Consider the following 23,099-nt stretch of genomic DNA (forward strand, 5'->3'; position numbering starts at 1 on the left):
GGAGCATGAAACGGCCTTCTTGGGAGGCACCTTGTCATGAAACCGGCTCGGTCGTTCACTCTTGCCGCGGTAGCGGCGCTCCTCTTCCTCCCTGCGTTCGAGGATCAAGCCGCCGCCCAGACGCCATCGCTGACGGAAAAGATCAACGCCTACGTCGGTTGCATCAACCGCCTCTCGGAGCGCTCCTACGACTCGCGCCGGCGCTATTTCGAATGGGTCGGCAAGACCGGCCCGACCGGCAAGGAGCGGATCATCTACGGCACTTACACGATCTACGACACATCCGGCTGCCGGAAAGCCGTCGAGAAGGCCAACACACTCGAGCCGCGCGACGCCGGCCTCGAAGCCGCGGCCTCAGCCTACGCGGACGCTGTAAGCAAGCTCGAACCACTGCTCAAGGAGGCAGACGACTACTACGAGCGGCAGGATTACAAGGACGACGGGATGGCCAAGGGCAAGGCCATGCATCCACGTCTGATCGCTGCGTGGGATGCGTTCGCGGCCGCCGACACGGCGCTACGCAACGGCGTCGAAGCGATCAACGACCGTCGCGCGGCCGAGCAACTCGCCGAGATCGAGCAGAAGGAAGGCCGCAAGGCCGCCTATTATGTCCAGGCGCTGATGATCCACGCCAAGCGCGTGCTGCGCGTCGAGACTTCCGAGACGCGTGACGTCGCAACGATCACGAAGGCGGTCAGCGAATTTGAAGATCTCGTCAAGGGAGCCGAAGAGTTCTCCGGCGACGGCAGCGGCAAGATCAGCTCTTCGTTGATGAGCAATGCGAAATCCTTCCTCGTCACCTCCAAGCAGCTGATGCGCCGCATCCGCGACAAGGTACCCTACAGCTCCGGCGACCAGATGATGATGGGTGGCGCAGGCGCCTGGATGGTCGAAGGCTCTCCCGCGCGGCTCCTACGCGACTACAACCAGATGATCGATAGCTACAACCGCGACGGCAGTTTTAGAGGACGCCCATAAATCGCCGCCCGATCTGCGTGGCTTAAAGAAGACTCAGTCGCTGCGGCTGCCGCAGCCCGAAGTCGCGCTGCTGGCCCCAGCAACCTTGCGCCATGGTCGCGAAGACGCTGCGGAAGTCGACGGTGTGTCTTAGGTCGCCGTCGGTGAGATCGCCGAGCGATGGATAGGCGCCGTGCAGGCCGCCCTTCACGCCGCCCCCCATCACGAACAGGGGCGCCGCCGTGCCATGGTCGGTGCCGGCGCTGGCGTTCTGGCGCACCCGGCGTCCGAACTCCGAGTAGGTCATCACCACCACATCGTTCCACAGGTTGGCGGCAATCAGGTTCTTGCGCAGCGTCGCCAGGTTGCTGGCGAGGAAGCCCAGCAGCCGCTCGTGCGGCTGCACCTGGTTGGCATGGGTGTCGAAGCCGCCCAGCGCCGCCTTGATCGCCACCACGGGCACGCGCGCCGTGACGATGCGCGTGGCGAGGTCGAGCTGGCGGCCGAGCAGCACCTCCTGCGGATAGGCCTCCTTGGGCGCCGCAGCATCGCGCAGCTTGTCGGCCAGGCCCTTGGCCGCCGCGTTGATCTCCTGGCGCACCGCCAGCAGATGGCGCAGCGCCGGATTGCCGCCGTCCTTCATGCCGCCGGTGTCCCGGAGCGCATGCGCCTGGCGCAGGAAGTTCTCGGCGTCCTGCATGACGATGGTGCGCAGCTCGGGCCCGGTGCTGGGCAGCGCATTGGTGTCGACGACGATGCTGTCGACGCCCACGCCCTTGGGCGGCGTCGCGCCCCTGAAGGCCTGGGCGATCCAGCCCTCGCTCAGGGTCTGGTTCGAGGCTGACGCCGTGTCCCAGATCTCGATCGAGCGGAAGTGCGAACGGTTGGGATAGGGATAGCCGACGCCCTGCACGATCGCGAGGTCGCCCGCCTTCCACGATTCCATCAAGGGTTCGAGCTTGTTGTGCAGCCCGACCTTCTCGTCGAGCTGGATCGTATGATCGCGCGCCACGCCGATGCCTGGACGAAACTCGCGATACTTGGGATCGGCATAGGGAATGACGGTGTTCAGCCCGTCATTGCCGCCCTTCAGTTCGATCAGCAGGAGGATGCGGCCCATGGCAACCTCACTTCAGCTGGTAGGCGGTGTCGAGCAGCGCCGATGCCACCGTGGCGCCCGGCGTGTGCGAAGGATCGACCGTGTCGATCGGCGCGCGCGGCAGCAGCGTTCGCAGCAAGGTCGCGGAGTCGACGCCGGCAAGCGTCGGCCCCAGCTTTGCTTCGTCGCCGGCATAGCGCAGGCTGCGTCCCTCGATCGGCCGCGGCTCCGCCATCTGCATGGTGCCCTCGTCCGACCGCATCGGCAGCTGCTCGCGGCGCTCGATGCGCCGATTGCGCGGGCTCGACATCATCGCCCCTTCCATCGAGGCCACCGTCGTCGCCTCGACGATGCGGCGCAGGAATTGCTGACGTAGCAGCAGCGTGTAGGTGCTGATCCAGCTCTCGCCGCCCGGCCAGCCTTTGACGTTGGGCGGATCGAACGGCATCTGGCCGAGCCCGATCATCATGCGCACCAGCTGGGTCTTCTCCGGCACCGGCAGGCCAAGCAGGTGGACCGTGCCCACGATCAGCTCGACCGGCGACTTGATCAGCGCGCCGCGGTTGGCGGGATCGCGGAACTGGGCCGACAGCAGGATCGCGCGCATCAGCGGCTTCAGCTCGTAGTTGGCGCGGAACCCGGCGGCGAGCTTCTTGACCTCGGCGGGATCGGGCTTCAGCGACACGAACTCGCGCCACAGCTTCTCGACGATGGTCTCGGCGGTGCGCGGGTGATTCAGCAGGATGGCGATGATGGCATCGCCGTCGAAGCGCCCGGTCTGGCCCAGAAAGGTCTTCTCGCCGCCGTCATGCTCGTTGTCGCGCGTCTTGAAGTGGCCGGTCTGGCGGTCGACCGTCCAGCCGGTGAAGGCGCGCGCGGCGGCCTTGATGTCGGCCTCGCTGTAGTGGCCCTCGCCCAGAGTGAAGAGCTCCAGAAGCTCGCGGGCGAAGTTCTCGTTGGGCTGGCGCGCCACGCTGCGCATGCCGTCAAGATAGATCAGCATGGCAGGATCGCGCGCCACTTCCTTCAGGAGCGTGGCGAAGTTGCCCAGCGCCTCACGGCGGAACAATGCGTTCTGGCGGAACAGCGATGGCGGGAACCGCACCTTCATCAACGACGAGGTGAAGTGGTTGTGCCAGAACAGCACCATGCGTTCGGTGAGCGGCTGGTCGGTGGCCAGCATCTCCTCGATCCACCAGTTGCGCAGCTCGCGGCTCTGCTCCTGCAAGGGCCGCTCGGGCTGCAATGGCTTGCCGTCGACACCGACCTTCCCCTTTGCCTCGGCAGCCTCGGCCCGCGCGACCTGCACTTGCCGTTGCAGCTCGGCAGGCCCTTCGTGCAGCCAGCCCGGCGGCGACGTGACGGCGTCGCGGCGCACGCCGGCGAGCAGGCGATCGACGGTGGCGACATAGTCCTGGGATTCCAGCGCTCGGATCTCCGCCGGCGTCGCGCCGAAAGTGGTACGCGATAGGAGATGCCGCGCCTCGTCGAAATCCATCGTCGCGGCGGCATGGCCCGGCCGCAGCGGCCACAGGCCGGCGGACAATGCCGCTGTACCGACCACAAATCCTCGCCGACCAATTGGCGCGACCATGGCGATTTCTCCTACTGCGAGGGACGCGGCGGCGGCTGCCCCGGCTGGCGCTGCATCGGCGGCGGGCCCGACAGGCGGTCGACCAGGACCTGATGCAGGCGCTGGCGTTGTTCGGGTGTCAGCTTGGCCTCGAGCTGGGCCAGGGCGCGCACGGTCTCTTTCTGCTGATCGGCGCGCAGGTCGGTCAGACGATCGATCAACGGAGCAAGTTTCTCCGGATCGATTGGCGTGCGCTTGTATTCGTTGATGATCTGCTCGCGCGTCTTCTGGATTTCCCGGAACCGGTCGCGACGGGCCTGAGTGTGCTGCTCGAAGACGCCGCGCATCGCCTCGCGCTGGCTGCCGTCCAGGCTGACGTCGTTCGCCACCATCTCGAGCACGCCGGGGCGCGGACCGGGCGGTGGAGGCGGCATGCGCTGTTCGAACGTCACGGGAGCGATCCAGCCGCGGAACACGAAGCCCGCGACGAAGAACCCATTCAGCAGCAGTGAAAGGGCCAGTGCCACCGTGATCAGGCGCGGCATGTCAGATGCCGTCCGAGACCAGGAATTCGGTCAGGTCGTTCGACGTGTCGCTCTGCGTGGTTGTGTAGCGTTCCTGGGCCATCGATTCGCCGAGGCCGCCGCCCAGCATGAAGCCGGAGATGGCGACGATCACCGCGGCAGTCAGCGTCGCTAGGCGCGGCAAGGCGAAGCGCCGGTCCTTGGCGAACAGCCAGTCGAAAAAGCCGACGCGCGGCGCGCGCCGCTCGACCTCGAAGCCGACCAATGCCTTGGCCCGCACCTCGAGGCGCTCCGGCGCCGCCGGCAACGGCATGCTCAACACTTCCGACAGTTCCAAGGCGGCGCGGCGCATCTCCGGGTCGGTCGCCACGGCAGCCTCGATGCGCGCGGCATCCGCCTCGGACAGGCGGCCTTCCAGCCAAGCGGCGAAATCGAGGTCCGACACGAGACCCGTTGCGGGGCGATCCGTGACAAGGCTCCGCCACAGCTCCCTGTCGCTCTGGGTAGGACGTTCGGTACTCATCGTGCTCTCCTGCTGCAGATTACGTCAGAAACCCGCCCGGCATCCCCTGCAAATGGCGATTCTATTGGGATTCCTTCTGAAAATGTGCCCGCAACCGCAGCAACGCCTTATGGTGTGTGCTGCGAACGGTTTGGGCATCGATCTTCAGAAGTTGCGCAACTTCCGACACGTCCTTCTCCTCGTCATAAAGGCATTTCAGCACCAGCATCTGGCGATCGGTCAGAAGCCCTTGAGGAATCTTGAGTTTTTCCACATGGCGATCTTCGACCCCCAGGTTGGCCTCGGGAACGTCGTCCAGCGGCGTGGTGGCCTGCCGCCGCCGGCGGGCGTGATCCACGGCGGCCGACCGGGAGACCACGGCGAGCCAAGTCGACAGGCCGGCGCGCGCCGGATCGTAGGTTTTCAACAGCCGATAGTCATTGGCACAGAGACGTACGAACACATCCTGAGCGGCATCCATGACATCCTCTTCGCTCAGCCGGTATGAAGCGAGCGTGCGGCGCACAACGGTATTGATCAGAGGCGCGGCCGCGGTGACGAAGCCATCCCATGCACGCTTGTTGCCCGTCAGGAGCGTCCGCAGGTCGATCTGGTTGAGTTCCGCCACGCCCGCGTTCTTTCTCGGCCCGTCCGCCCTGCAGTGTAACAGGGTTTGTGGCTAAATCAGGCCTTCATCCCGAGCGAAGCCACCCGTAGGGTGGCGTAGTCGAGGGACCTTTTGGTCGTCGCAGGAAGAAAGGTCCCTCCACTTCGCTTCGCTACGCGAGGCTCCGGTCGGGATGACGGCAATGGGTATGGGGAGTGTTGATGAGTGAGTCTCTGACAAGTCAATGGAAAGTCACCAAGCAGGCGGTGCGCGGCAAGGGCGTCGTCGTCGCGCAGAACTGCAGGGCCGCTGAGGTCGGCGCAGAGATCCTGCGCAAGGGCGGCAATGCGATCGACGCCGCCGTCGCCACCGGCATGGCGATCGGCGCGCTGGAGCCGTGGATGAGCGGCATCGGCGGTGTCGGCTTCATGACGATCTGGAGCGCCAAGGAGCAGCGCGCCTGGACGATCGACTACGGGCCGATCTCGGCCAAGAAGCTCGATCCCTCGAACTACAAGATCGTCGGCCCCGGCCCCGCCAATCCCTTCGCCTGGCCCGACATCCTCGAGCAGAGGAACGAGGTCGGCTACCACTCGATCGCCGTGCCCGGCATGGTCGCCGGGTTGGCCAAGGCGCTGGAGCGCTTCGGCAGCCTGAAATGGCAGGACGTGATGGCGCCGGGTACCGCGCTCGCCAAGCGCGGCATGGAGCTCGACTGGTACATGCAGGTCATGCTGGCCAACGGCGCGGAGCACCTGTCGAAGTTCCCCGCGTCGAAGGCCAATTACCTGCCCGACAATGGCCGCGTGCCGACGCTCGATTGGCAGGCCAACGTCCGCTACCTCAAGCTCGGCAATCTCGGCGAGACCTATCAACGGCTGTCCGACGGCGGCCCGCGCGAATACTACGAAGGCAACCTGGCCCGTGACATCGCGGCCGACCTGCAGGCCGGCGGATCCGCCATCTCCTATGACGATCTCGCCTCCTACGAGGCGCGCATCGTCGAGCCGCTGTCGTTCCAGCATGGCGATGCCGTCATCAACGTCGCGGGTGGCCTCACCGCAGGACCGACGCTTCGCCGCACCATCGAGCTCGCCGGCGCGAAGACCAAGGGCAAGGGTGCGCCCGATGCCGATTTCTTCGTCGCCATCGCCGAGGGCATGCACAAGGCCTACGAGGAGCGGCTGAAGACCATGGGCGACAAGCCCACCAACACCTGCACCACCCATTTCTGTGCCGCCGATTCGGAAGGCAACATGGTGGCGCTGACCCAGACCTTGATGTCGCTGTTCGGCTCGTGCGTGATGCTGCCCAAGACCGGCATCACCATGAACAACGGCATGCTGTGGTTCGATCCCGAGCCCAACCGGCCGAACTCGATCGCGCCGGGCAAGCGGCCGTTGTGCAATATCTGCCCGGTGGTCGTGACCAAGGACGGCAAGCCGTGGTTCTGCATCGGCGCCTCGGGCGGCCGGCGCATCGTGCCGGCGGTGACGCAGCTGTCGCTGATGCTGATCGATCGCGGCATGGACGTCGAAGCGGCCTTCCACCAGCCGCGCATCGACGTCTCCGGCGTGGGGCCAATCCGCGCCAACCGCGACCTGCCCGACGCCGTGAAGAAGGCGATTGCGGCCAAGCTGGCGATCGTCGAAGTTGGCAATCAGGTTTCGCCCCTTGGCTTTGCCAACCCGTCGTGCATCGTGCGCGACCCCGCGAGCGGAGAGCTGACCGGCATGAATGAGGTGATGTCGCCATGGGCTGGCGGCGCAGCGCAGTAGCAGCGCTCGCCGCGCACGTCGCACTACCCGCGGCGGCGCAGGACCTGCGCTTGCCCGTGCTGGTGCCGCTGACCGGCTTCGTCGCGCTCGAAGGCACCAGCCAGAGGAACGGCGCGCTGCTGGCGGCGAGCCAGCTCAAGGACGTCACGTTGAAGCCCGACGTGCTCGACACGCAGGCGACACCCGAGGCCGCTGTTACGGCCTGGGAGCGCGTCATGGGCGGCGCGCCCTCGCCCGCCGTCGTCGGGCCGATCCTCGGCACGCAGATGCTGGCGCTGCTGCCGCTGGCGCAGGACCGTGGCGTGCCGCTGCTCACGATCTCGGGGACAGCGCGACTGGGCGAGCTCGGCAATCCCTGGTTCTTCCGCTTCTTCCCCAGCGACGCCACGGTGAAGGTGGCGCATGCGCGCTACGTCGTGGAGACGCTTTCAGCCAAGCGGCCGGCGGTGATCTACCAGAGCACCGCCTACGGCCAGTCCGGACGCGAGCAGCTCGCCAAGACGTTGATCGAGCTCAAGGCACCGCCGGTGCTGGAAGAGAGCATCGCGCCCACGGTCAACGATCTCTCACCGGCGCTGTTGCGCGCCAAGAACGCCAACGCCGACGTGATCGTGTTGCACCTGCACGCCGCCTCGACGGTGCTGGCCGTGCGCCAGGCGCGCCAGCTGCTGCCCGACGTGCCGATCGTGGCGGGCTCCGCCATGCACCAACCTGCGACGGCGGCGTTGCTCGAGCCCGCCGAGTTGAAGGGTGTTTGTGCAGAGACGGCGGCGTCCCCGATCTCGGCGACGTCGGGACCGATGCGCGCCTTCCTCGACGCCTATCGTGCTGCCTACAAGAGCGAGCCGGACGCTTTCGCCGCCGCCCAGTTCGATGCCGTGGGCATGCTGGGCCAGATCATCGCCGAGTTGCGCAAGGCGGGGCAGCCGGTCACGCCCAAGGCGGTTCGCGACCGCCTGGCAAGCGACATCTATCACGGCGTCGTGACCACCTATCGCTCGGACGGCAAGGGCAACATGGCCCACGAGGCCGAAATCGTCTGTTTCGGCGGCACGGACCGCATTCCCAAGCCGGCCGCCCGCTACTCGATACCGCCGCGTTCCTGACGGCAACTTTCGGTCGATTTCGGCGTTTTGCTTGTGGGGCAGGTTGTCCTCAAGGAGCCGACCATGCGTTCAGCCCGCGTACTGGGCCTGTTGCTGGCAGTCTGCGCAGCCGCCCCGGCCGATGCCCGGGAATTCCGTTCCTCCGACATCCATCCCTTCGACTATCCGACGGTCCAAGCCGTCGTCCAGGTCGATAAAGTCATGCGCGAGCGCAGCGGCGGCAAGCTCGGCATCACTGTGCTTGGTTACGACGACCGCGATTCGGAGAACTACACCGCGGCCCAGGTGCGCAACGGCCAGCTCGACATGGCGCGGATCAATCTCGGGGTATTGAACAACATTGCTCCGCTGACGTCGGTGCTCGCCCTTCCCTATCTCTTCAAATCGAAGGAACACACGCGGCGCATCCTCGACGGGCCGATCGGTGAGGAGATCCTCGCCAGCCTCGAGGCGCAGGGACTGATCGGCCTGTGCTTCTACGATGGTGGCCCGCGCCACATGTACAGCAACAAGAAGCCGATCCGCACGCCGGCCGACATGTACGGGCTGCGCGTGCGCGTGCAGCAGGCCGACGCCTGGGCCGCCATGTTCCGCGCCGTCGGCGCAAGTCCGGTCGCCGTGCCGACCGATCGCGTCTACGTCCACCTGCAGTCGGGTCTGATCGACGCCGCGGAACACAACTGGCCGTCCTACGTCTCGCAGCGCCATTATCAGGTCGCGCCCTACTTCAGCATGACCGGCCATTCGATGGCGCCGGCCGTCCTGGTGTTTTCAAAGCGCGTTTGGGACACGCTGAAACCCGATGAGCAGGCGATCATCCGCAGCGCCGCGAAGGAGTCCGTTCCCTTCATGCGCCGGCTGTGGGACGACTACGAGGCGGCGGGGCGACGGACCGTCGAAGCGGCCGGTGGCGTCATCGTGACCGATGTCGACAAGAAGGCGTTTACCGACAGGCTCGTGCCGCTCTATTCGACCGTCGTCGACAACGATCAGTTGCTCTCCCTGGTGCGCCGCATCCAGGCGGACGAGCCGCTGGAGCTGCAATCCGAACGTCCGAAGGACTAGCGTCAGCCGCCGCCGAGCGAGACGCGCGCAACCGGCAGGGCCAGGCCGGCGACCTCGACGCGCAGGCGGAAGATGCTGCCGCAGTTCTCATGCGGACCGCCGCGCGAGCCGGTGACGATGTAGAGATCCTTGAGGTCGTCGCCGCCGAAGCAGAGGCTGGTGACCATCGGCAGGGGTACAGCGATGTCCTGACGATGGGTGCCGTCGGCATTGAAAACGGCGACGCGGCCGCCGTGGGCATCGGCAACCCAGACCGAGCCGTCTCTTGCCACCTTCAGTCCATCCGGCACGCCCGCCTCGCCTAGGGACGCGAACTTGCGCCACGGGCCGACCGAACCGTCAGGCGCGACGTCGTAGATGCGCACCAGCGGGCCGCGCGCATCGCTGTGATAGAGCCGCTTGCCGTCCGGCGAGAAGCCGAGGCCGTTGGTGAGCAGGATGCCGTCCGACAGCGTGCGCATGCCGCCATCGAGGTCGATGACATGCAGATGGCCGGGCTTGGGCGTCTCGCCGCCGAACACGCGGAAGGCCAGCGAGCCGACATAGATGCGGCCCGCGGCATCGGTCGTGAGGTCGTTGAAGCCGGTTGCGCCGGGGATGGCGTCGAGCGACAGCAGCGAGCGCGTCGTGCCGTTGGCCAGGGACACGCAAGCGATGTCGCGGCCACCGACGACCAGGCCGCCCGCGTCGTGCAATGCCATGCCGCCGATGCCGCGACGCTTGGGGACGGCCAGCGTGATCTGGCCGGCGCGATCGAGCAGATGCACGCCGCCGTTGATGACGTCGCTGAAATAGAGGCCATGGTTGGGATCCCATACCGGGCCTTCGATCAGGCCATAGCCAGTTGCAACGCGCTGCACGGCGTCCTCCCTTATGCTCTCGCGGACCGCTAGGTTAGCGCCGATGAAGATCGCCACCTACAACATCAACAATGTCAACCGTCGCCTGTCGAACCTGCTCGCCTGGCTGAAGCGCGCGCGGCCGGACATCGTCTGCCTGCAGGAACTGAAAGCAGCCGACGAGGCCTTCCCGCAGGCCGCCCTGCGCGAGGCCGGCTACCACGCCCTGTGGCGCGGCCAGAAGACCTGGAACGGCGTCGCTATCCTGAGCCGCAAGCCGTCGATCCTGACCCGCAAGGCGTTGCCCGGCGACTCTGGCGACACGCAGAGCCGCTACATCGAGGCGGCGATCGACGGCCTGCTGGTCGGCTGCCTCTATCTGCCCAACGGCAATCCGCAGCCCGGACCGAAGTTCAAGTACAAGCTCGACTGGTTCCACCGCCTGCAGGCTCATGCCCGCAAGCTGTTGAAGAGCGGCGCGCCGGTCGTGCTGGCCGGCGACTACAATGCCGTACCGACCGACTTCGACATCTATTCCATGAACTCCTGGAAGGACGATGCGCTGGTGCAGCCCGAGACGCGGGCGGCTTACGCCAAGCTGGTCGCCCAGGGCTGGACCGATTCGCTGCGGACGCTCTTTCCCGACAAGCCGATGTACAGCTTCTGGGATTACAAACGGCGGCGCTGGGAGCGCGACGCCGGCCTGCGCATCGACCATCTGCTGCTGTCGCCCTCGCTCGCCGGGCGGCTGAAGAAGGGCGGCGTCGACCGCGACGAACGCGGCCGCGACGGCGCCAGCGACCACGCCCCGGCCTGGATCGAGTTGCGCTGATTGTCATCCCGAGCGGAGCGAGGGATCTTTGAAGCGACAGGAAAGATCCCTCGCTCCGCTCGGGATGACAGCGTAATTAGTCTACGAGCGTTCCTGGTCCTCGTCAGGCGACGGCCGCTCTTCACCGAACACGCTCCGTCCGCCATACGCTGGCGACATCCGCCGTTCCCTGGCGATCAGTTCCTCGACGCCGGGGCCGCGGGCGCGGCGTTCGAGGCGGCGGGCCTGCTCGTCCAGCCGCCGGATGGCGCCGAGTTCCTCGTCGCGGCCGAGCTTGGCCTGCTGCACCGCCGACTTCAGGACGCCGATGGTCTCGTCATAGACGCGGATCGGCACGGGAAACGGATGGCGATCCTTGCCGCCATGCGCCAGCGAGAAGCGTGCGGGATCGGCGAAGCAATAAGGCGCGCCGTGGATCACCTCGGACACCATGGCCAGCGCCTGCACGGTGCGCGCACCGACGCCCGGTACCAGCAGCAGCTCGGCGAAGTCGCTGGGCCCGCGATCGGCGGCGGCCGCGAGGTTGCCGTGCAGGCGCCGCAGGTTCACGTCCGCCGGCCGCACATCGTGATGCCCCGGCATTTCCAGATGGGGCAAGGCGAGCTGCTGTTGGACAACCGGCTCACGCTCGCTCTCGGCAAGCTTCGCTAACTCGCCCGCGATGCCATCCGGTCCCAGCGAATGAAGAAGATCGAGCTGGCCCAAGCGTGAGGCCTCGGCGCGGTGGTCGGTCAAGTTGACGATCTCGCCCTCGCCTCTGCCCTCGATCGCGGCATGCGGCTGGTCGACAAAGCTGGTGAGCCCTTCCGACAGCCAGTGATAGCGCCGCGCCTGGCGGTTCGCGCCGTTCATGCCCTGCTGCACAACCACCCATTTGCCGTCGTCAGCTACGATGAAACCGTGCAAGTAGAGATCGTAGCCGTCCTGGACGGCAGCACTGTCGACCTTGGCAACCAGCCGGCTCGACCGCGCCAGCGCCTGGCCATCGAGGCCGACGCGGTCGCCGATCGCCACAAGCTCCTGCGGCGTCAGACGCGAATGGCGGCCGCGGCCGCCGCAGACATGCAGCCCAAGCTCGCCACTCAGCGGCTGCAGGCCGCGCTTGAGCGCCCCCAGCACGCTGGTCGTGATGCCGGAGGAATGCCAGTCCATGCCCATCACCGCGCCGAACGACTGGAACCAGAACGGATGCGCCAGCCGGCGTAAGAGCTCGTCGCGGCCATAGTGATGGACGATCGCCTGGCTGATCACCGTGCCGAGCCGCGTCATTCGCTCGGCGAGCCACGGCGGAACCCGTCCCGTATGCAGCGGCAGGTTGGCGCTACCGGTTCTTTGAGCCATGGCCCGCTATCGCCCGCCTTTGAGGCAGCACGATGGATCGAGGCGGATGTCGGAAATGACAGGCAGATGGTCCGATATCGCGCGCGCCGCGGGATCGGTGTGGCTGGCCACCAGCGCCGCGCGTGGCCAGAGGTAGACGCGGTCGAGATGGAACAGCGGGCAGCGCGACGGAAAGGTGCGATGGCGCGTATAGCCCGGCAGCACTCGCCCGAGGCTGCGCCGGACGGAGCCCGCCCACAGCCAGTCGTTGAAGTCGCCCAGCGCGACCGTGGTCGTGCGCAGGTTGTTCAACATCTTCAAGAGAGCGACGGCCTGGCTGTGGCGCTCGCGGAAGCTCAGCCCGAGATGCGTGGCGATCACGCGCAACGGACCGGCCGGCGTCTGGATGTCGCTGCAGATGGCCCGCCGCGGCTCGCGCTCGGGGAATGACAGGTCGTGGATCTCGGTATTGGCCATCGGCCAGCGGCTGATCAGCGCCTGGCCGTACTCGCCGTCGGCCGTCGTCACGCTTTTGGCGCCGACGCCGTGATTGCCGAGGGTCTCCTGCAGGATCTTGAACGGGTCGTCGACATGGCCCTCGCGGGCCCGGCGCGAATCGATCTCCTGCAGGGCGACGATATCGGGGTGATGTCGCTGCACCAGGGCGACGACGCGCTCGAGGTCGAAGCGCGGATTGCGGCCGACCGCGCCGTGGATGTTCCAGGTCATGACGCGGACCAGCTGGCCAGCGGGCGCGCTCACACACGGCCCCCACGTCGCACCAGGAACGCCTGCGCCGCAACGGCGAGCCCGATCAGGCAGGCGACGCACAGGACCAGGATGGCGATGTCGCCGGCGCTGGGGTCGGCCAGGATCCGGACGATGCGATCGCCCATCACCGACATCAGCACCAGGCCCGGCAGCATGCCGATCACGGTGCCGACCAGGAAATCGACGAAGCGGATGCCGCTCGCACCGGCCGCGAGGTTGACAAAAGTGAACGGGGCGATCGGCAGCAGGCGGAAGGTCACCACGGCCAGCAGGCCGCGCTTGCGCACCCCCTCGAGGCCGTGCCGCCAGCGCTTGCCCAGCATGCGGTAGAGCGCCTCGCGGCCGAGCCGGCCGCCGATGAAGAACATGACCAGGGCACTGCTCACCGTGCCGGCGCCGCCATAGAGGATGCCGAGCCACGGCCCGAAGACAGCGGCCGTCGTCAGGATCAGAAGGTTGAGCGGAAAGACGATCGCACTTGCCAGCACGAACACCGTCACGACAACGAGGATCGCCCAGGGCTCGCCGCGCACGCTCTTCAAGACCGCACGCACATTGTCACTCGTCACAAGCCCGGAGAGCGGCGTATAGCGCCATGCCAACGCGATACCAAGAATGACCAGGGCGCAGGCGAGCGCCACCAGCAGCGGTCGCAGGCGAGCCGTCAAATGGCGCGCCAATCGTGCCGGCCGGATCGGCCGCGGCGGGTCGGCGAGGCGTTCGACGACGTCGGACAGGGCGCCTTCGTCGGGCTCGCCATCATCGATCGCGCGCAAACGATGGCCATTGGCGCTGAGTTCGTCGGCGGCGCGTACCAGGGAACCATGCCGCGCCAGGGACGCTGCCACATCGTCGGCTTTGACGCCGCAATGCTCACCCAGCAGCCGGTTTCGAATGTCCCGGATAGCCGCGCGCTCCCGGTCGGTGCGGCCCTCGATCGCAAGGTCGCATTCGGTGTCCGCGCCCATGGAGCGGTTGTTCATGTTGGCCGAGCCGACGCGCAGGAAGCGATCGTCGACCATCATGACCTTGGAATGGATCATGGTGTTGGTTGCCTGGCCACCCTGCTCCACCGCGGGATAGAGCAGGCGCACGCGTTCGCCGCCCGCGGCGCGGACCCGTCGCCAAAAGCGGATGCGGCCGTTGCGCATGGTATGCCGCTCGACCCACGAATCATGGCTGCGCGGCGCCACGATCACGACTTCGAGCTCGGGTTGGCCGCGCAGGCGATCGGCCAACCGATCGGCGATGAGCGCCGAACTGAGAAACTGGTTTTCGATGTAGATCTCGCGCTCGGCCAAGTCGATCGAGTCGACGAACAGCGTCTCGGCTTCGCGTATCTCGCCCTCGCTGTCATAGCGCGGCTGGGTGCGGGCGATGCCGACTTCGACGTCGGTGAAGTCCGCGCGCACCGCCTCGGGCCATGGATCGCCACGCGGCTCGACCTGCGGCTTGCCGCCATTGGCGCGACACCAGCGCTCGCGGGCCAGCTGCGCCAGCGCCTGCGCCGCCGCGCCATCGACCATCATCTGCACGTCGTGGAACGGCCGGTAGGGATGGCCCGAGGGATCGACGCGATGGCTGTTGTCGGCCGAATGGGACGTCGTGTCCCATCGCCGGATGGTGAGGTCGAGGCCGCCGGAGAACGCTAACGCATCGTCAACCACCACGATCTTCTGATGCTGCGAGCTGCCGAACGGCACCGAGTTGTCGATGCAGAGCGTCACGCGCTCGGGGGTGCGCCAGCCCAGCGACAGCCGCGGCAGCAGCTCGCGCTCGCCGGCATAGAGCAACGAATAGTCCCACAGCAGGAGATGGACATGCAGCTCAGGCCGGACCCGCACCAGGTCGCTCAGGAAGTCGCCGAAGCCGCTGGCAAAGCCGTCGACCGGATTGCCGTCGGCGCCGACCAGCTGCATGCGGCTGTCGATGTCCCAGCCGACCACCAGGATGCTGCGCTCGGCCTTCAGGCAGGCGCCGCGCACGGCCTCGAAGAAGGCGGCGGCGTCGATCAGGACGGCGGCCCTGGCGGCCCGCTCGATCCGCCAGACATTGTGGTTGGGCCGCAGGAAATTCATCGCCCCTCAACGTGCGGGCAGGCAAATGGTTGTGCAATGCAATTGACGCCCCCTCGCCAGCCGGGAGAAGCTATAGTGCCGGCGCGCTGAGAAATCGTGAAGGGAGACGGGCAAATGGCTTACAAGATCCTGCTGCTGGGGGCGTCCTACGGCTCCCTGCTGGCGTCGAAAATGCTGTTCGGCGGCCATTCGATCCATCTCATCTGCCTGCCGGCCGAAGCCGACCTGATCAACCAGGAGGGCTTTAAAGTCCGCCTGCCGATCCGCGGCCGCAAGGACCCTGTCCTGCTCGATTCGAAAAAACTGCCGGGCAAGGTGACGGCCGGCGGCGTGGCAGGCGTCAATCCGGCCGACTATGACCTGATCGGGCTCGCCATGCAGGAGCCGCAATATCGCGTCGACGGCGTGCGCCAGCTGCTGGACGCGGTCGGCAAGTCGAAGGTGCCGTGCATGTCGATCATGAACATGCCGCCGCTCGCCTACCTGCGGCGCATCCCCGGCCTCGATTGCGACAAGCTCAAGCCCGCCTACACCGACGCGTCCGTCTGGGACAGCTTCGACCCCGAGCGCATCACGCTGAACAGCCCCGATCCGCAGGCGATCCGGCCGCCGGAGGAGAAGATCAACTTCCTGCAGGTGACGCTGCCCACCAACTTCAAGGTCGCCCGCTTCAAGGACGACAAGCTGACAGCCATTCTGAGCCAGCTCGAGAAGGACGTCGAGGCGGCGCGCTTCGATACGCCCGAGGGCAAGATCGAGCTGCCGGTCAAGCTCAAGGTCTACGATTCGGTGTTCGTGCCGCTCGCCAAGTGGGCGATGCTGCTGGCCGGCAACTACCGCTGCGTCACCGAGGACGGCATGCGCACCGCGCAAGAGGCCGTGCACAGCGACATCGAGACCTCGCGGTCGGTCTACAACTTCGTGCTCGACCTCTGCGTCAAGCTCGGCGCTGACCCCAAGGACCTCGTTCCGTTCGAGAAGTACGCGGCGGCCGCCCAGAGCCTGGTGCGACCGGCCTCGGCGGCGCGCGCCTTGAACAACGGCGTGCCCTTCATCGAGCGCGCCGACAAGCTGGTTCAGCTCATCGCCCGCGAGAAAGGTCTCAGCCATCCCGAGATCGACCGCGGCGTGGCACTGGTCGACCGACGGCTGGAAGCCAACCGCAAGAAGGCAGCGGCGGCCTGAACGGGTCACGCAACGCCTTTCGCTCCGCGCCGGTGTGTGATGCTCGATGAACCGGCGTTGAGGACGGTGATGCAACCGGCCACGGTCAGATGTTGTCGGCTTCCGTGGAGCCGCCTCCTCCGGAAGCCGCTTCCTGGCCCCATTTCCAGCCGGTGATCTCGGGCATGTCGTCGCCATGCCGGGCGATGAACTCCCTGTGGTCGATCAGCTTGTCGCGGATCGCCTGCTTGGCGTAGGCGGCGCGCGCACCAAGCTTGGGCACGCGATCGATCACGTCGACCACCAGATAGAAGCGGTCGAGACCGTTCAGCACGCACATGTCGAACGGCGTCGTGGTGGTGCCCTCTTCCTTGTATCCACGCACGTGGATGTTCTGGTGGCCTGTTCGCCGGTACGTCAGCCGATGCACCAGCGTGGGGTAGCCGTGGAACGCGAAGATGATCGGCTTGTCGACGGTGAACAGTGCATCGAAATCGTGATCCGACAAGCCGTGCGGATGCTCGCTCGCCGGCTGCAGCTTCATCAGATTGACGACATTGATGACCCGCACCTTCAGGTCGGGGGCGTGCCGGCGAAGGAGATCGACAGCGGCCAGCGTCTCCAGCGTCGGAACGTCGCCACAGCAGGCCATGACGACATCGGGCTCGCCGCCGCGATCGTTGCTGGCCCACTCCCAGATGCCAAGGCCGGCCTCGCAGTGCTTCACGGCCTCGTCCATCGTCAGCCATTGCGGTGCTGGCTGCTTGCCGGCAACGACGACGTTGACGTAGTTCCGGCTGCGCAGGCAGTGATCGGTGACCGAGAGCAGGCAGTTGGCATCCGGCGGCAAGTAGACGCGGACGACCTCGGCCTTCTTGTTGACGACGTGATCGATGAACCCCGGATCCTGATGGCTGAAGCCATTGTGATCCTGCCGCCAGACATGGCTCGACAGGAGGTAGTTCAGCGAACCGATCGGCCGCCGCCAGGGAATGTGATTGCACACCTTCAGCCACTTGGCGTGCTGGTTGAACATCGAATCGACGATGTGGATGAACGCCTCGTAGCACGAGAAGAAGCCGTGCCGGCCGGTCAGCAGATAGCCCTCGAGCCAGCCCTGACATTGATGTTCGCTCAGCATCTCCATCACCCGCCCATCGGGCGCGAGATGGTCGTCCCAGGCATGGCGTTCCGCCGCCCAGGCGCGGTTGGTCACCTCGAGCACATCCTGCCAGCGGTTCGAGTTGTTCTCGTCCGGACTGAAGAGCCGGAAATTTCGTTCCTCCGCGCTCAATTTCATAACGTCCCGAAGGAACCGGCCCATGACTCGTGTGGCTTCGGCAATGGCGGCACCGGGCGCCGGCACATCGACGGCGTAGTCACGGAAATCCGGCAGCCGCAAGGCGCGGAGAAGCGAGCCGCCATTGGTGTGCGGGTTCGCGCTCATGCGACGCGTGCCTTTGGGGGCGAGCTCGACCAACTCGGGGCGGAGGCCGCCGTTGCTGTCGAAAAGCTCCGCTGGTCTGTAGCTCTTCATCCAGTCTTCGAGGATGCGCACATGGGCCGGGTTCTCGTGCATCTCGCCCATCGGCACCTGATGCGCGCGCCAGTAGTCCTCGGTGCGCCTGCCATCGATCTCCTTCGGGCACGTCCAGCCTTTGGGGGTGCGAAGCACGATCATCGGCCAACGGGGCCGCTCGCTGAAGCCGTTCTTAGCAGCGTCAGCCTTGATGCGCTGAATCTCGCCAGTAACGGTGTCGAGGGTGGCGGCCATCAGCTCGTGCATCGTCTCCGGGTCATGTCCCTCGACAAAATGCGGCGTGTAGCCATAGCCGCGGAACAGGTGGTCCAGCTCGTCATGGCTGATGCGGGCGAGAACGGTGGGATTGGCGATCTTGTAGCCATTGAGATGAAGGATCGGCAGAACCACGCCATCGGTGACCGGGTTCAGGAACTTGTTGGAGTGCCAGCTCGTCGCCATGGGCCCGGTTTCGGCCTCACCATCACCGACGACACAGGCAACGACGAGGCCAGGATTGTCGAAGGCGGCGCCGTAGGCATGCGAGAGGGCGTAGCCGAGCTCGCCACCCTCGTGGATCGAACCGGGCGTCTCGGGTGCGACGTGGCTGGGGATACCGCCGGGAAACGAGAATTGGGTGAACAGGCGCTTCAGGCCGTCCTCGTCGCGTGAAATGTTCGGATAGACCTCGCTGTAAGTGCCCTCGAGATAGGCGTTCGCGACCAGGCCCGGCCCGCCATGCCCGGGGCCGGTGACGTAGATCATGTCGAGGTCGTGCTTCCTGATCAGGCGATTGAGATGAACGTAGATGAAGTTCAGGCCTGGTGTCGTTCCCCAGTGGCCAAGGAGCCGTGGCTTGATGTGCTCCTTTGTGAGCGATTGCTTGAGCAGCGGATTGTCATAGAGATAGATCTGGCCGACGGAGAGGTAGTTGGCGGCCCGCCAATACGCATCCATCAACGCCCGTTCCTTGTCGGACAACGCATTTGCCATCATTGCCTCCAGATCCCGTACTAGTAAGTCGCCTCCATGGTCCAGGTTGCGACCTCCTATCTGGCCGCAGCTGCAGGATTGAGAGGCGGTAGGACGGCCGATGCCGGCTCCAGGCCGAAAAGACACGATAGTCCACCGCGCGCGTCGCCATTGTGACAGGCCGCCTACCGATCGCGAAAGGCCTTGGCTTTGAGCCGCAAAAGGCCGCGGCCTGAAGGGCGCCTGCTGGCACCAGCGACTACCGCCGGCAAGTGCCGGAATAGTAGGCGTCGGCATCACAAGCCTTGCCACCGGGCAAGGCGCAGGAGCCCTGCTCGTCGGCGGTGCCGCTCTTGGCCACGACCGTGTAGCGCCCGCCGGTGATGGCGCAGTAGCGCGCCGCTGGCGTGATGTAGCCGGTGACGCGGAGCCCGCCGGCCGGACACTCGCCCCGGAACAGCGCCCATTCCTCGCACTGGTAGTTGTCGACGAAAACGCAGACGCCGTATTGTCCGCCGTCGGGGCGACGCTCGATGCGCAGCGTGCCCCCTTTCTCGATGCAGCGCACCGAGGCCGGATTGGCGAGTTGCGGCGCCGGCTGGGTTTGGGCCAGCGCCTCGTGGGCAAACATGCACAAAGCCATCAAGCCGACGGCAAGCGGGACCTTCAGCCGCCTGATCATCAGCGCAGCTCGAACGGATAGATGACCTTCCAGTCATCCTTCATCGAGACGACCGTCCACTTGCGTCGCACGGCCTCGTCCCAGGCCTTGTCGAGGTGGCCGATCGGTGAGTTGCGGTCGTAGGCGTACTCGCGCACGGCGTCGGTGTGATGGACGAGCCCCATGAAGCGCAGGCCCTCGCCTGCCGCCGTCCATTCCAGCATCTGTTGGTCGCCGTCGGAGTTGCCGAAGGCGAGGTACGGGCGACGCCCGATGAATTGGTTGATGCCGACCGGCTTGCCCGGCCCGTCATCGATGAAGTCGACCTTGGCCTCCTTCATCAGCATCGGCTTGTCGGGCGCCGTCATGACGTACTTGGTGACGCCTGACGAGCCCACGACCTGCTCCGGCGGGATGCCGTAGGTGCGCTCGGTCCATGGCCGCATGAACTCGATGCCGCCGCCCGAGACGATGAAGGTCTTGAACTGGTTGGCGCGCAGGTAGGCCAGAAGCTCCAGCATCGGCTGGTAGATCAGGTCGGTGTAGGGCCGCTTGAAGCGCGGATGACGCGCCGTCGCCAACCAGTCGAGCACTGTCTTCCGGAACTCTTCGGTCGTGATGCCGGCATGCGTCGCCACGACGGCCTCGAGAAACCCCTTCTCGCTGAGAAGGGCGAGCTGATCACGATCGTCGGCCAGGATCGAGCGGAACGGCTCGGTCGTCCGCCATTCCGGATGGCGAGCGGCCAATGCCTTCACGCGGTCGAGCGCGAAGACGGTCTGGACATACATCGGCTGCTCGGTCCACAGCGTGCCGTCATTGTCGAAAGTGGCGATGCGCTCAGGGACAGGTACCCAGTCGCGGCCGCCCACCGTCGTCGTGCGCGTCACGAAGTCGACGATCGATTGCTTGGCCGGCCCTTCGTTCCACGACGGCAACGGATCGCCTTGCGGCCACGACGGTGCGGCGCGGAGCACAATCGCCGAAGCGACGACGCCGCCGATGAGTGATCGACGTTGCAAATCCCCCTCCTGAGGCTGCAAGCCTAGCAGGAAACAGCGCCGCACTGAACGCAATTGCCCCTGCGTCGACGCGTGGGCAGACTGCACCGACGATGGCCGCGACGACCGAACAGCCCGACGCTTCCGTGCAGCGCCTCCTGCCCTGGCTCGTAGCCGTCGCCTTCTTCATGCAGTCGCTCGACACAACGATCCTCAACACCGCGGTGCCGGCCATCGCCCAGGCGATGGACGTCAAACCGCTCAACGTGAAGTCGGTGCTCGCGAGCTATACGCTGAGCCTCGCGGTGTTCATCCCGATAAGCGGTTGGATGGCCGACCGCTACGGGACGCGCCGCGTCTTTGCCGGGGCAATCGGGCTCTTCACCCTGGGTTCGGTTCTGTGTGGCCTCGCGACCAGCCTGGAGATGCTGGTGGCGTGCCGCGTCGTACAGGGCATGGGCGGCGCCATGATGATGCCGGTCGGGCGCATGACGCTCGCCCGCACCTTCGGCAAGGCCGAGCTGGTGCGCGTCATGAGCTTCGTCGCCATCCCGAGCCTGATCGGCCCGATGGTCGGGCCGGTGGCCGGCGGCCTGATCGTCACCTATCTCGACTGGCGCGGCGTGTTCTACGTCAACGTACCGGTCGGCCTGCTCGGCCTCTACTTCGTGCAGCGCTACCTGCCCGACTATCGCGAGGCGAAGGTCCCTGCGCTCGACATGGCCGGGATGGTGCTGTTTGGCGGCGGCATTGCGCTCCTGTCCTACGTACTGGAGGTCTTTGGCGATCATACGCACGGCGCCGCCACGGTCGTGGTGATGCTGGCGATCGCGGCCGCGCTGCTCGCGGCCTATGGCGTGCGCGCCAGGTTGACGCCCCACCCCCTGCTCAATCTCGGCCTGTTCCGGTTGCGCACCTTCCGCGCGGCGGTGAGCGGCGGTTTCTTCACGCGGCTGGGATTGGGCGGCATCCCGTTCCTGTTCCCCCTGCTCTACCAGATCGGGCTCGGCTTCTCGCCGGTCGTGTCGGGCCTGCTGGTGCTGCCGCAGGCCGTGGCCTCGATCGGCTTGAAAGCCTTCATGCCGGCGATCCTGGCGCGGCTCGGCTATCGCAACGTGCTGGTCGGCAACACGGTCGTGGTCGGCCTGATGATCCTGTCGTTCGCGACCGTAGGCACGCACACGCCGGTCTGGCAGATCGTCGGCCAGGCCTTCATCCTGGGCTTCTTCACCTCCATGCAATACACCAGCATGAATACGCTGGTGTACGCCGACGTCTCGGCTCAGCAGACCAGCGCCGCCAGCACCATCGCCGCCACCGGCCAGCAGCTCGCCATAAGCTTCGGCGTGGCGGGCGCGGCGTTGGTCGCCGCCATCTTCGTGCCGCCCGAGCTCCATTCGCATCCCGCCGCGATCGTGCACGGCGTGCAGCAGGCCTTCCTGGCGCTGGGCGTGCTGACCGTCCTGTCGTCGGTCGTCTTCATGGAGCTCAAGGCCGACGACGGCGAGGGCATGAGCAACCACGATGCGAGCCATCGCCGCCACGACGAACACTAGGTCGTCGCATCAAGCCGTCGGGTTGAGACGCCAGATGGCGATGTTGAGCACCGTGGCGAAGGCCACCCAGGCGAGATAGGGAAGCATCAGCAGCCCCGCCCAGCGGTCGATGGGGCGGAAGGCGAGCGTGGTCACCGCCACGCCGACATCGAGCACTACGATGGTTGCGAGCGCGGCGCCGATCTTCTGCAGGCCGAAGAACACCACCGTCCAGCCGAGGGTGAGCGCGAGCTGCAGGGCGAACAGCGTCAGCGGCCCGCGCCTTGTGTCGCGATCGGCGGTGCGCCACACGCGCCAGGCCGCGATCGCCATCAGCACATAGAGCAACGTCCAGACCGGGCCGAACGCACCGTCGGGCGGCGTGAAGGCCGGCTTGGCGAGATCGGCGTACCAGGTATCGACGCTGGTCGCGACGACCCCGGCGCCGAGCGCGCCGACGCCGAGGCAGAGAGCCACGAAGAACGCGAGTCCGATCAGGTCGACGACGCGGTTGCGCGGCATGATCAGCTGAGCATGCTCGCGCCGACATTGATGGTCAGCGCGAGGATGGCGGTGTTGAAGGCGAAGGACACGATGCCGTGCACCATCGTCAGCTGGCGCATGGCGCGCGACTCGGTGGACACGTCGGCGGTCTGCGAGGCGCAGCCGATGACGAAGGAATAGTAGAGGAAGTCGCGATAGTCGGGCTCGCGATGGCCGGGGAAGTGCAATCCGCCCGGACCATCCTCGTCGGGCCGGTAGTAGACGTTAGCGTAGTGCAAGGTGAAGACAGTGTGGGTGAAGGTCCATGACAGGACGACCGTGAGCGCGGTGAGGAAGATCCCGAGCGCCAGCGAATGGTTGGGCGATTTCAGCGCCGGCATCTCGGCGGCGATGCAAATGAAACTGGCGACGACAGCAGAGACGACCAGGAGCAGGATCACCCAGTCGCCCTCGTCATTGAGCGCGGCATGGTCGTGGCAATCCTCGACCGTCGAGCCGTGGATCATCCACATGATGGCGCTGATATAGAGCAACGCCGTGAGGTCCCAGGCCATGATGAAGCGGGTCGTCAGCCGGATCTCGGCCGGCAGCAAGGCCAGCAGGACCAGGCCGGCAACCGTCGACGCCAACAGGCGCTTGCGGCCGATGATGAAGCGAAAGACCCGCTTGTCGCGATACGTGCCTGTGGCCAT

The 23,099-nt window shown here is 66.2% G+C and carries 21 protein-coding genes; 7 read left to right on the forward strand and 14 right to left on the reverse strand.

From position 1 onward, the window contains the following. Nucleotides 1-36 precede the first annotated feature (36 nt). On the forward strand, nucleotides 37-978 hold the full coding sequence (locus tag RSO01_RS07785; RefSeq protein WP_147147866.1) for a YiiG family protein: 942 nt from the start codon (nucleotides 37-39) through the stop codon (nucleotides 976-978). A 22-nt stretch (nucleotides 979-1,000) separates the two neighbouring features. On the opposite strand, the gene RSO01_RS07790 is transcribed toward RSO01_RS07785, so the two are convergent. From RSO01_RS07790 to RSO01_RS07810, 5 genes are all read right to left on the reverse strand, one after another. After that, a complete protein-coding gene (locus RSO01_RS07790; RefSeq protein ID WP_147147868.1) occupies nucleotides 1,001-2,077 on the reverse strand; it encodes a DUF1501 domain-containing protein in 1,077 nt (358 codons plus the stop codon). Nucleotides 2,078-2,084: 7 nt separating this feature from the next. Continuing rightward, the gene (locus RSO01_RS07795) at nucleotides 2,085-3,650 is read right to left on the reverse strand and encodes a DUF1800 domain-containing protein (RefSeq protein ID WP_147147870.1); all 1,566 of its coding nucleotides are present in this window, start codon (nucleotides 3,648-3,650) and stop codon (nucleotides 2,085-2,087) included. 11 nt (nucleotides 3,651-3,661) lie between these two features. After that, nucleotides 3,662-4,174: a periplasmic heavy metal sensor gene (locus tag RSO01_RS07800; RefSeq protein WP_147147873.1), complete on the reverse strand. Its 513-nt coding sequence runs from the start codon at nucleotides 4,172-4,174 to the stop codon at nucleotides 3,662-3,664. 1 nt (nucleotide 4,175) lies between these two features. Beyond that, a complete protein-coding gene (locus RSO01_RS07805; RefSeq protein ID WP_147147875.1) occupies nucleotides 4,176-4,676 on the reverse strand; it encodes an anti-sigma factor in 501 nt (166 codons plus the stop codon). Between the two features lie 61 nt (nucleotides 4,677-4,737). After that, on the reverse strand, nucleotides 4,738-5,283 hold the full coding sequence (locus tag RSO01_RS07810) for an RNA polymerase sigma factor (RefSeq protein ID WP_170302915.1): 546 nt from the start codon (nucleotides 5,281-5,283) through the stop codon (nucleotides 4,738-4,740). Between the two features lie 200 nt (nucleotides 5,284-5,483). On the opposite strand from RSO01_RS07810, the gene RSO01_RS07815 reads away from it, so the two are divergent. The 3 genes from RSO01_RS07815 (at nucleotide 5,484) to RSO01_RS07825 (ending at nucleotide 9,211) form a co-directional block, all read left to right on the forward strand. Then, the gene (locus RSO01_RS07815; protein WP_147147879.1) at nucleotides 5,484-7,040 is read left to right on the forward strand and encodes a gamma-glutamyltransferase family protein; all 1,557 of its coding nucleotides are present in this window, start codon (nucleotides 5,484-5,486) and stop codon (nucleotides 7,038-7,040) included. Further along, nucleotides 7,016-8,146 carry an ABC transporter substrate-binding protein gene (locus RSO01_RS07820; RefSeq protein ID WP_147147881.1) on the forward strand — a complete coding sequence of 377 codons (1,131 nt, stop codon included), beginning with the start codon at nucleotides 7,016-7,018 and terminating at the stop codon, nucleotides 8,144-8,146. The genes RSO01_RS07815 and RSO01_RS07820 overlap by 25 nt, the downstream gene beginning before the upstream one ends. Before the next feature lie 63 nt (nucleotides 8,147-8,209). Further along, on the forward strand, nucleotides 8,210-9,211 hold the full coding sequence (locus RSO01_RS07825; protein ID WP_147147883.1) for a TRAP transporter substrate-binding protein: 1,002 nt from the start codon (nucleotides 8,210-8,212) through the stop codon (nucleotides 9,209-9,211). Between the two features lie 2 nt (nucleotides 9,212-9,213). On the opposite strand, the gene RSO01_RS07830 is transcribed toward RSO01_RS07825, so the two are convergent. Further along, on the reverse strand, nucleotides 9,214-10,071 hold the full coding sequence (locus tag RSO01_RS07830; RefSeq protein ID WP_170302916.1) for an SMP-30/gluconolactonase/LRE family protein: 858 nt from the start codon (nucleotides 10,069-10,071) through the stop codon (nucleotides 9,214-9,216). Nucleotides 10,072-10,114: 43 nt separating this feature from the next. Here RSO01_RS07830 and xth point away from each other — a divergent pair, with 43 nt between their 5' ends. After that, nucleotides 10,115-10,882, forward strand: coding sequence for an exodeoxyribonuclease III (gene xth / locus RSO01_RS07835; protein WP_147147886.1), 768 nt, complete (start codon nucleotides 10,115-10,117; stop codon nucleotides 10,880-10,882). An 81-nt stretch (nucleotides 10,883-10,963) separates the two neighbouring features. Here the strand turns inward: xth and RSO01_RS07840 are convergent, their stop codons facing one another. From RSO01_RS07840 to RSO01_RS07850, 3 genes are read right to left on the reverse strand one after another with little or no spacing between them, the layout of a single operon-like run. Next, the gene (locus RSO01_RS07840) at nucleotides 10,964-12,223 is read right to left on the reverse strand and encodes a DUF763 domain-containing protein (RefSeq protein ID WP_147147888.1); all 1,260 of its coding nucleotides are present in this window, start codon (nucleotides 12,221-12,223) and stop codon (nucleotides 10,964-10,966) included. 6 nt (nucleotides 12,224-12,229) lie between these two features. Continuing rightward, nucleotides 12,230-12,964, reverse strand: coding sequence for an endonuclease/exonuclease/phosphatase family protein (locus RSO01_RS07845; RefSeq protein WP_246158181.1), 735 nt, complete (start codon nucleotides 12,962-12,964; stop codon nucleotides 12,230-12,232). Further along, on the reverse strand, nucleotides 12,961-15,051 hold the full coding sequence (locus RSO01_RS07850; RefSeq protein WP_147147890.1) for a VTT domain-containing protein: 2,091 nt from the start codon (nucleotides 15,049-15,051) through the stop codon (nucleotides 12,961-12,963). The genes RSO01_RS07845 and RSO01_RS07850 overlap by 4 nt, the downstream gene beginning before the upstream one ends. 114 nt (nucleotides 15,052-15,165) lie before the next feature. Here RSO01_RS07850 and RSO01_RS07855 point away from each other — a divergent pair, with 114 nt between their 5' ends. After that, on the forward strand, nucleotides 15,166-16,236 hold the full coding sequence (locus RSO01_RS07855) for a hypothetical protein (RefSeq protein WP_147147892.1): 1,071 nt from the start codon (nucleotides 15,166-15,168) through the stop codon (nucleotides 16,234-16,236). Nucleotides 16,237-16,321: 85 nt separating this feature from the next. Here the strand turns inward: RSO01_RS07855 and RSO01_RS07860 are convergent, their stop codons facing one another. The 3 genes from RSO01_RS07860 to RSO01_RS07870 all read right to left on the reverse strand — a co-directional run bounded on the left by RSO01_RS07860 (nucleotide 16,322) and on the right by RSO01_RS07870 (nucleotide 20,389). Further along, nucleotides 16,322-18,727: a phosphoketolase family protein gene (locus RSO01_RS07860; protein WP_147147894.1), complete on the reverse strand. Its 2,406-nt coding sequence runs from the start codon at nucleotides 18,725-18,727 to the stop codon at nucleotides 16,322-16,324. A gap of 238 nt (nucleotides 18,728-18,965) precedes the next feature. After that, nucleotides 18,966-19,388, reverse strand: coding sequence for a DUF333 domain-containing protein (locus RSO01_RS07865; RefSeq protein WP_147147896.1), 423 nt, complete (start codon nucleotides 19,386-19,388; stop codon nucleotides 18,966-18,968). After that, on the reverse strand, nucleotides 19,388-20,389 hold the full coding sequence (locus tag RSO01_RS07870) for an HAD family hydrolase (protein WP_373867880.1): 1,002 nt from the start codon (nucleotides 20,387-20,389) through the stop codon (nucleotides 19,388-19,390). Before RSO01_RS07870 ends, RSO01_RS07865 begins: the two co-directional genes overlap by 1 nt. Before the next feature lie 92 nt (nucleotides 20,390-20,481). Between RSO01_RS07870 and RSO01_RS07875 the strand changes: the two genes are divergently transcribed. Further along, a complete protein-coding gene (locus RSO01_RS07875) occupies nucleotides 20,482-21,924 on the forward strand; it encodes an MFS transporter (protein WP_147147898.1) in 1,443 nt (480 codons plus the stop codon). A gap of 9 nt (nucleotides 21,925-21,933) precedes the next feature. Here the strand turns inward: RSO01_RS07875 and RSO01_RS07880 are convergent, their stop codons facing one another. After that, nucleotides 21,934-22,425 carry a TspO/MBR family protein gene (locus tag RSO01_RS07880; protein WP_147147900.1) on the reverse strand — a complete coding sequence of 164 codons (492 nt, stop codon included), beginning with the start codon at nucleotides 22,423-22,425 and terminating at the stop codon, nucleotides 21,934-21,936. Nucleotides 22,426-22,427: 2 nt separating this feature from the next. Then, a complete protein-coding gene (locus tag RSO01_RS07885) occupies nucleotides 22,428-23,099 on the reverse strand; it encodes a DUF1345 domain-containing protein (RefSeq protein ID WP_170302917.1) in 672 nt (223 codons plus the stop codon).

Source organism: Reyranella soli, from assembly GCF_007992495.1.
In the GTDB taxonomy this organism is placed as follows: domain Bacteria; phylum Pseudomonadota; class Alphaproteobacteria; order Reyranellales; family Reyranellaceae; genus Reyranella; species Reyranella soli.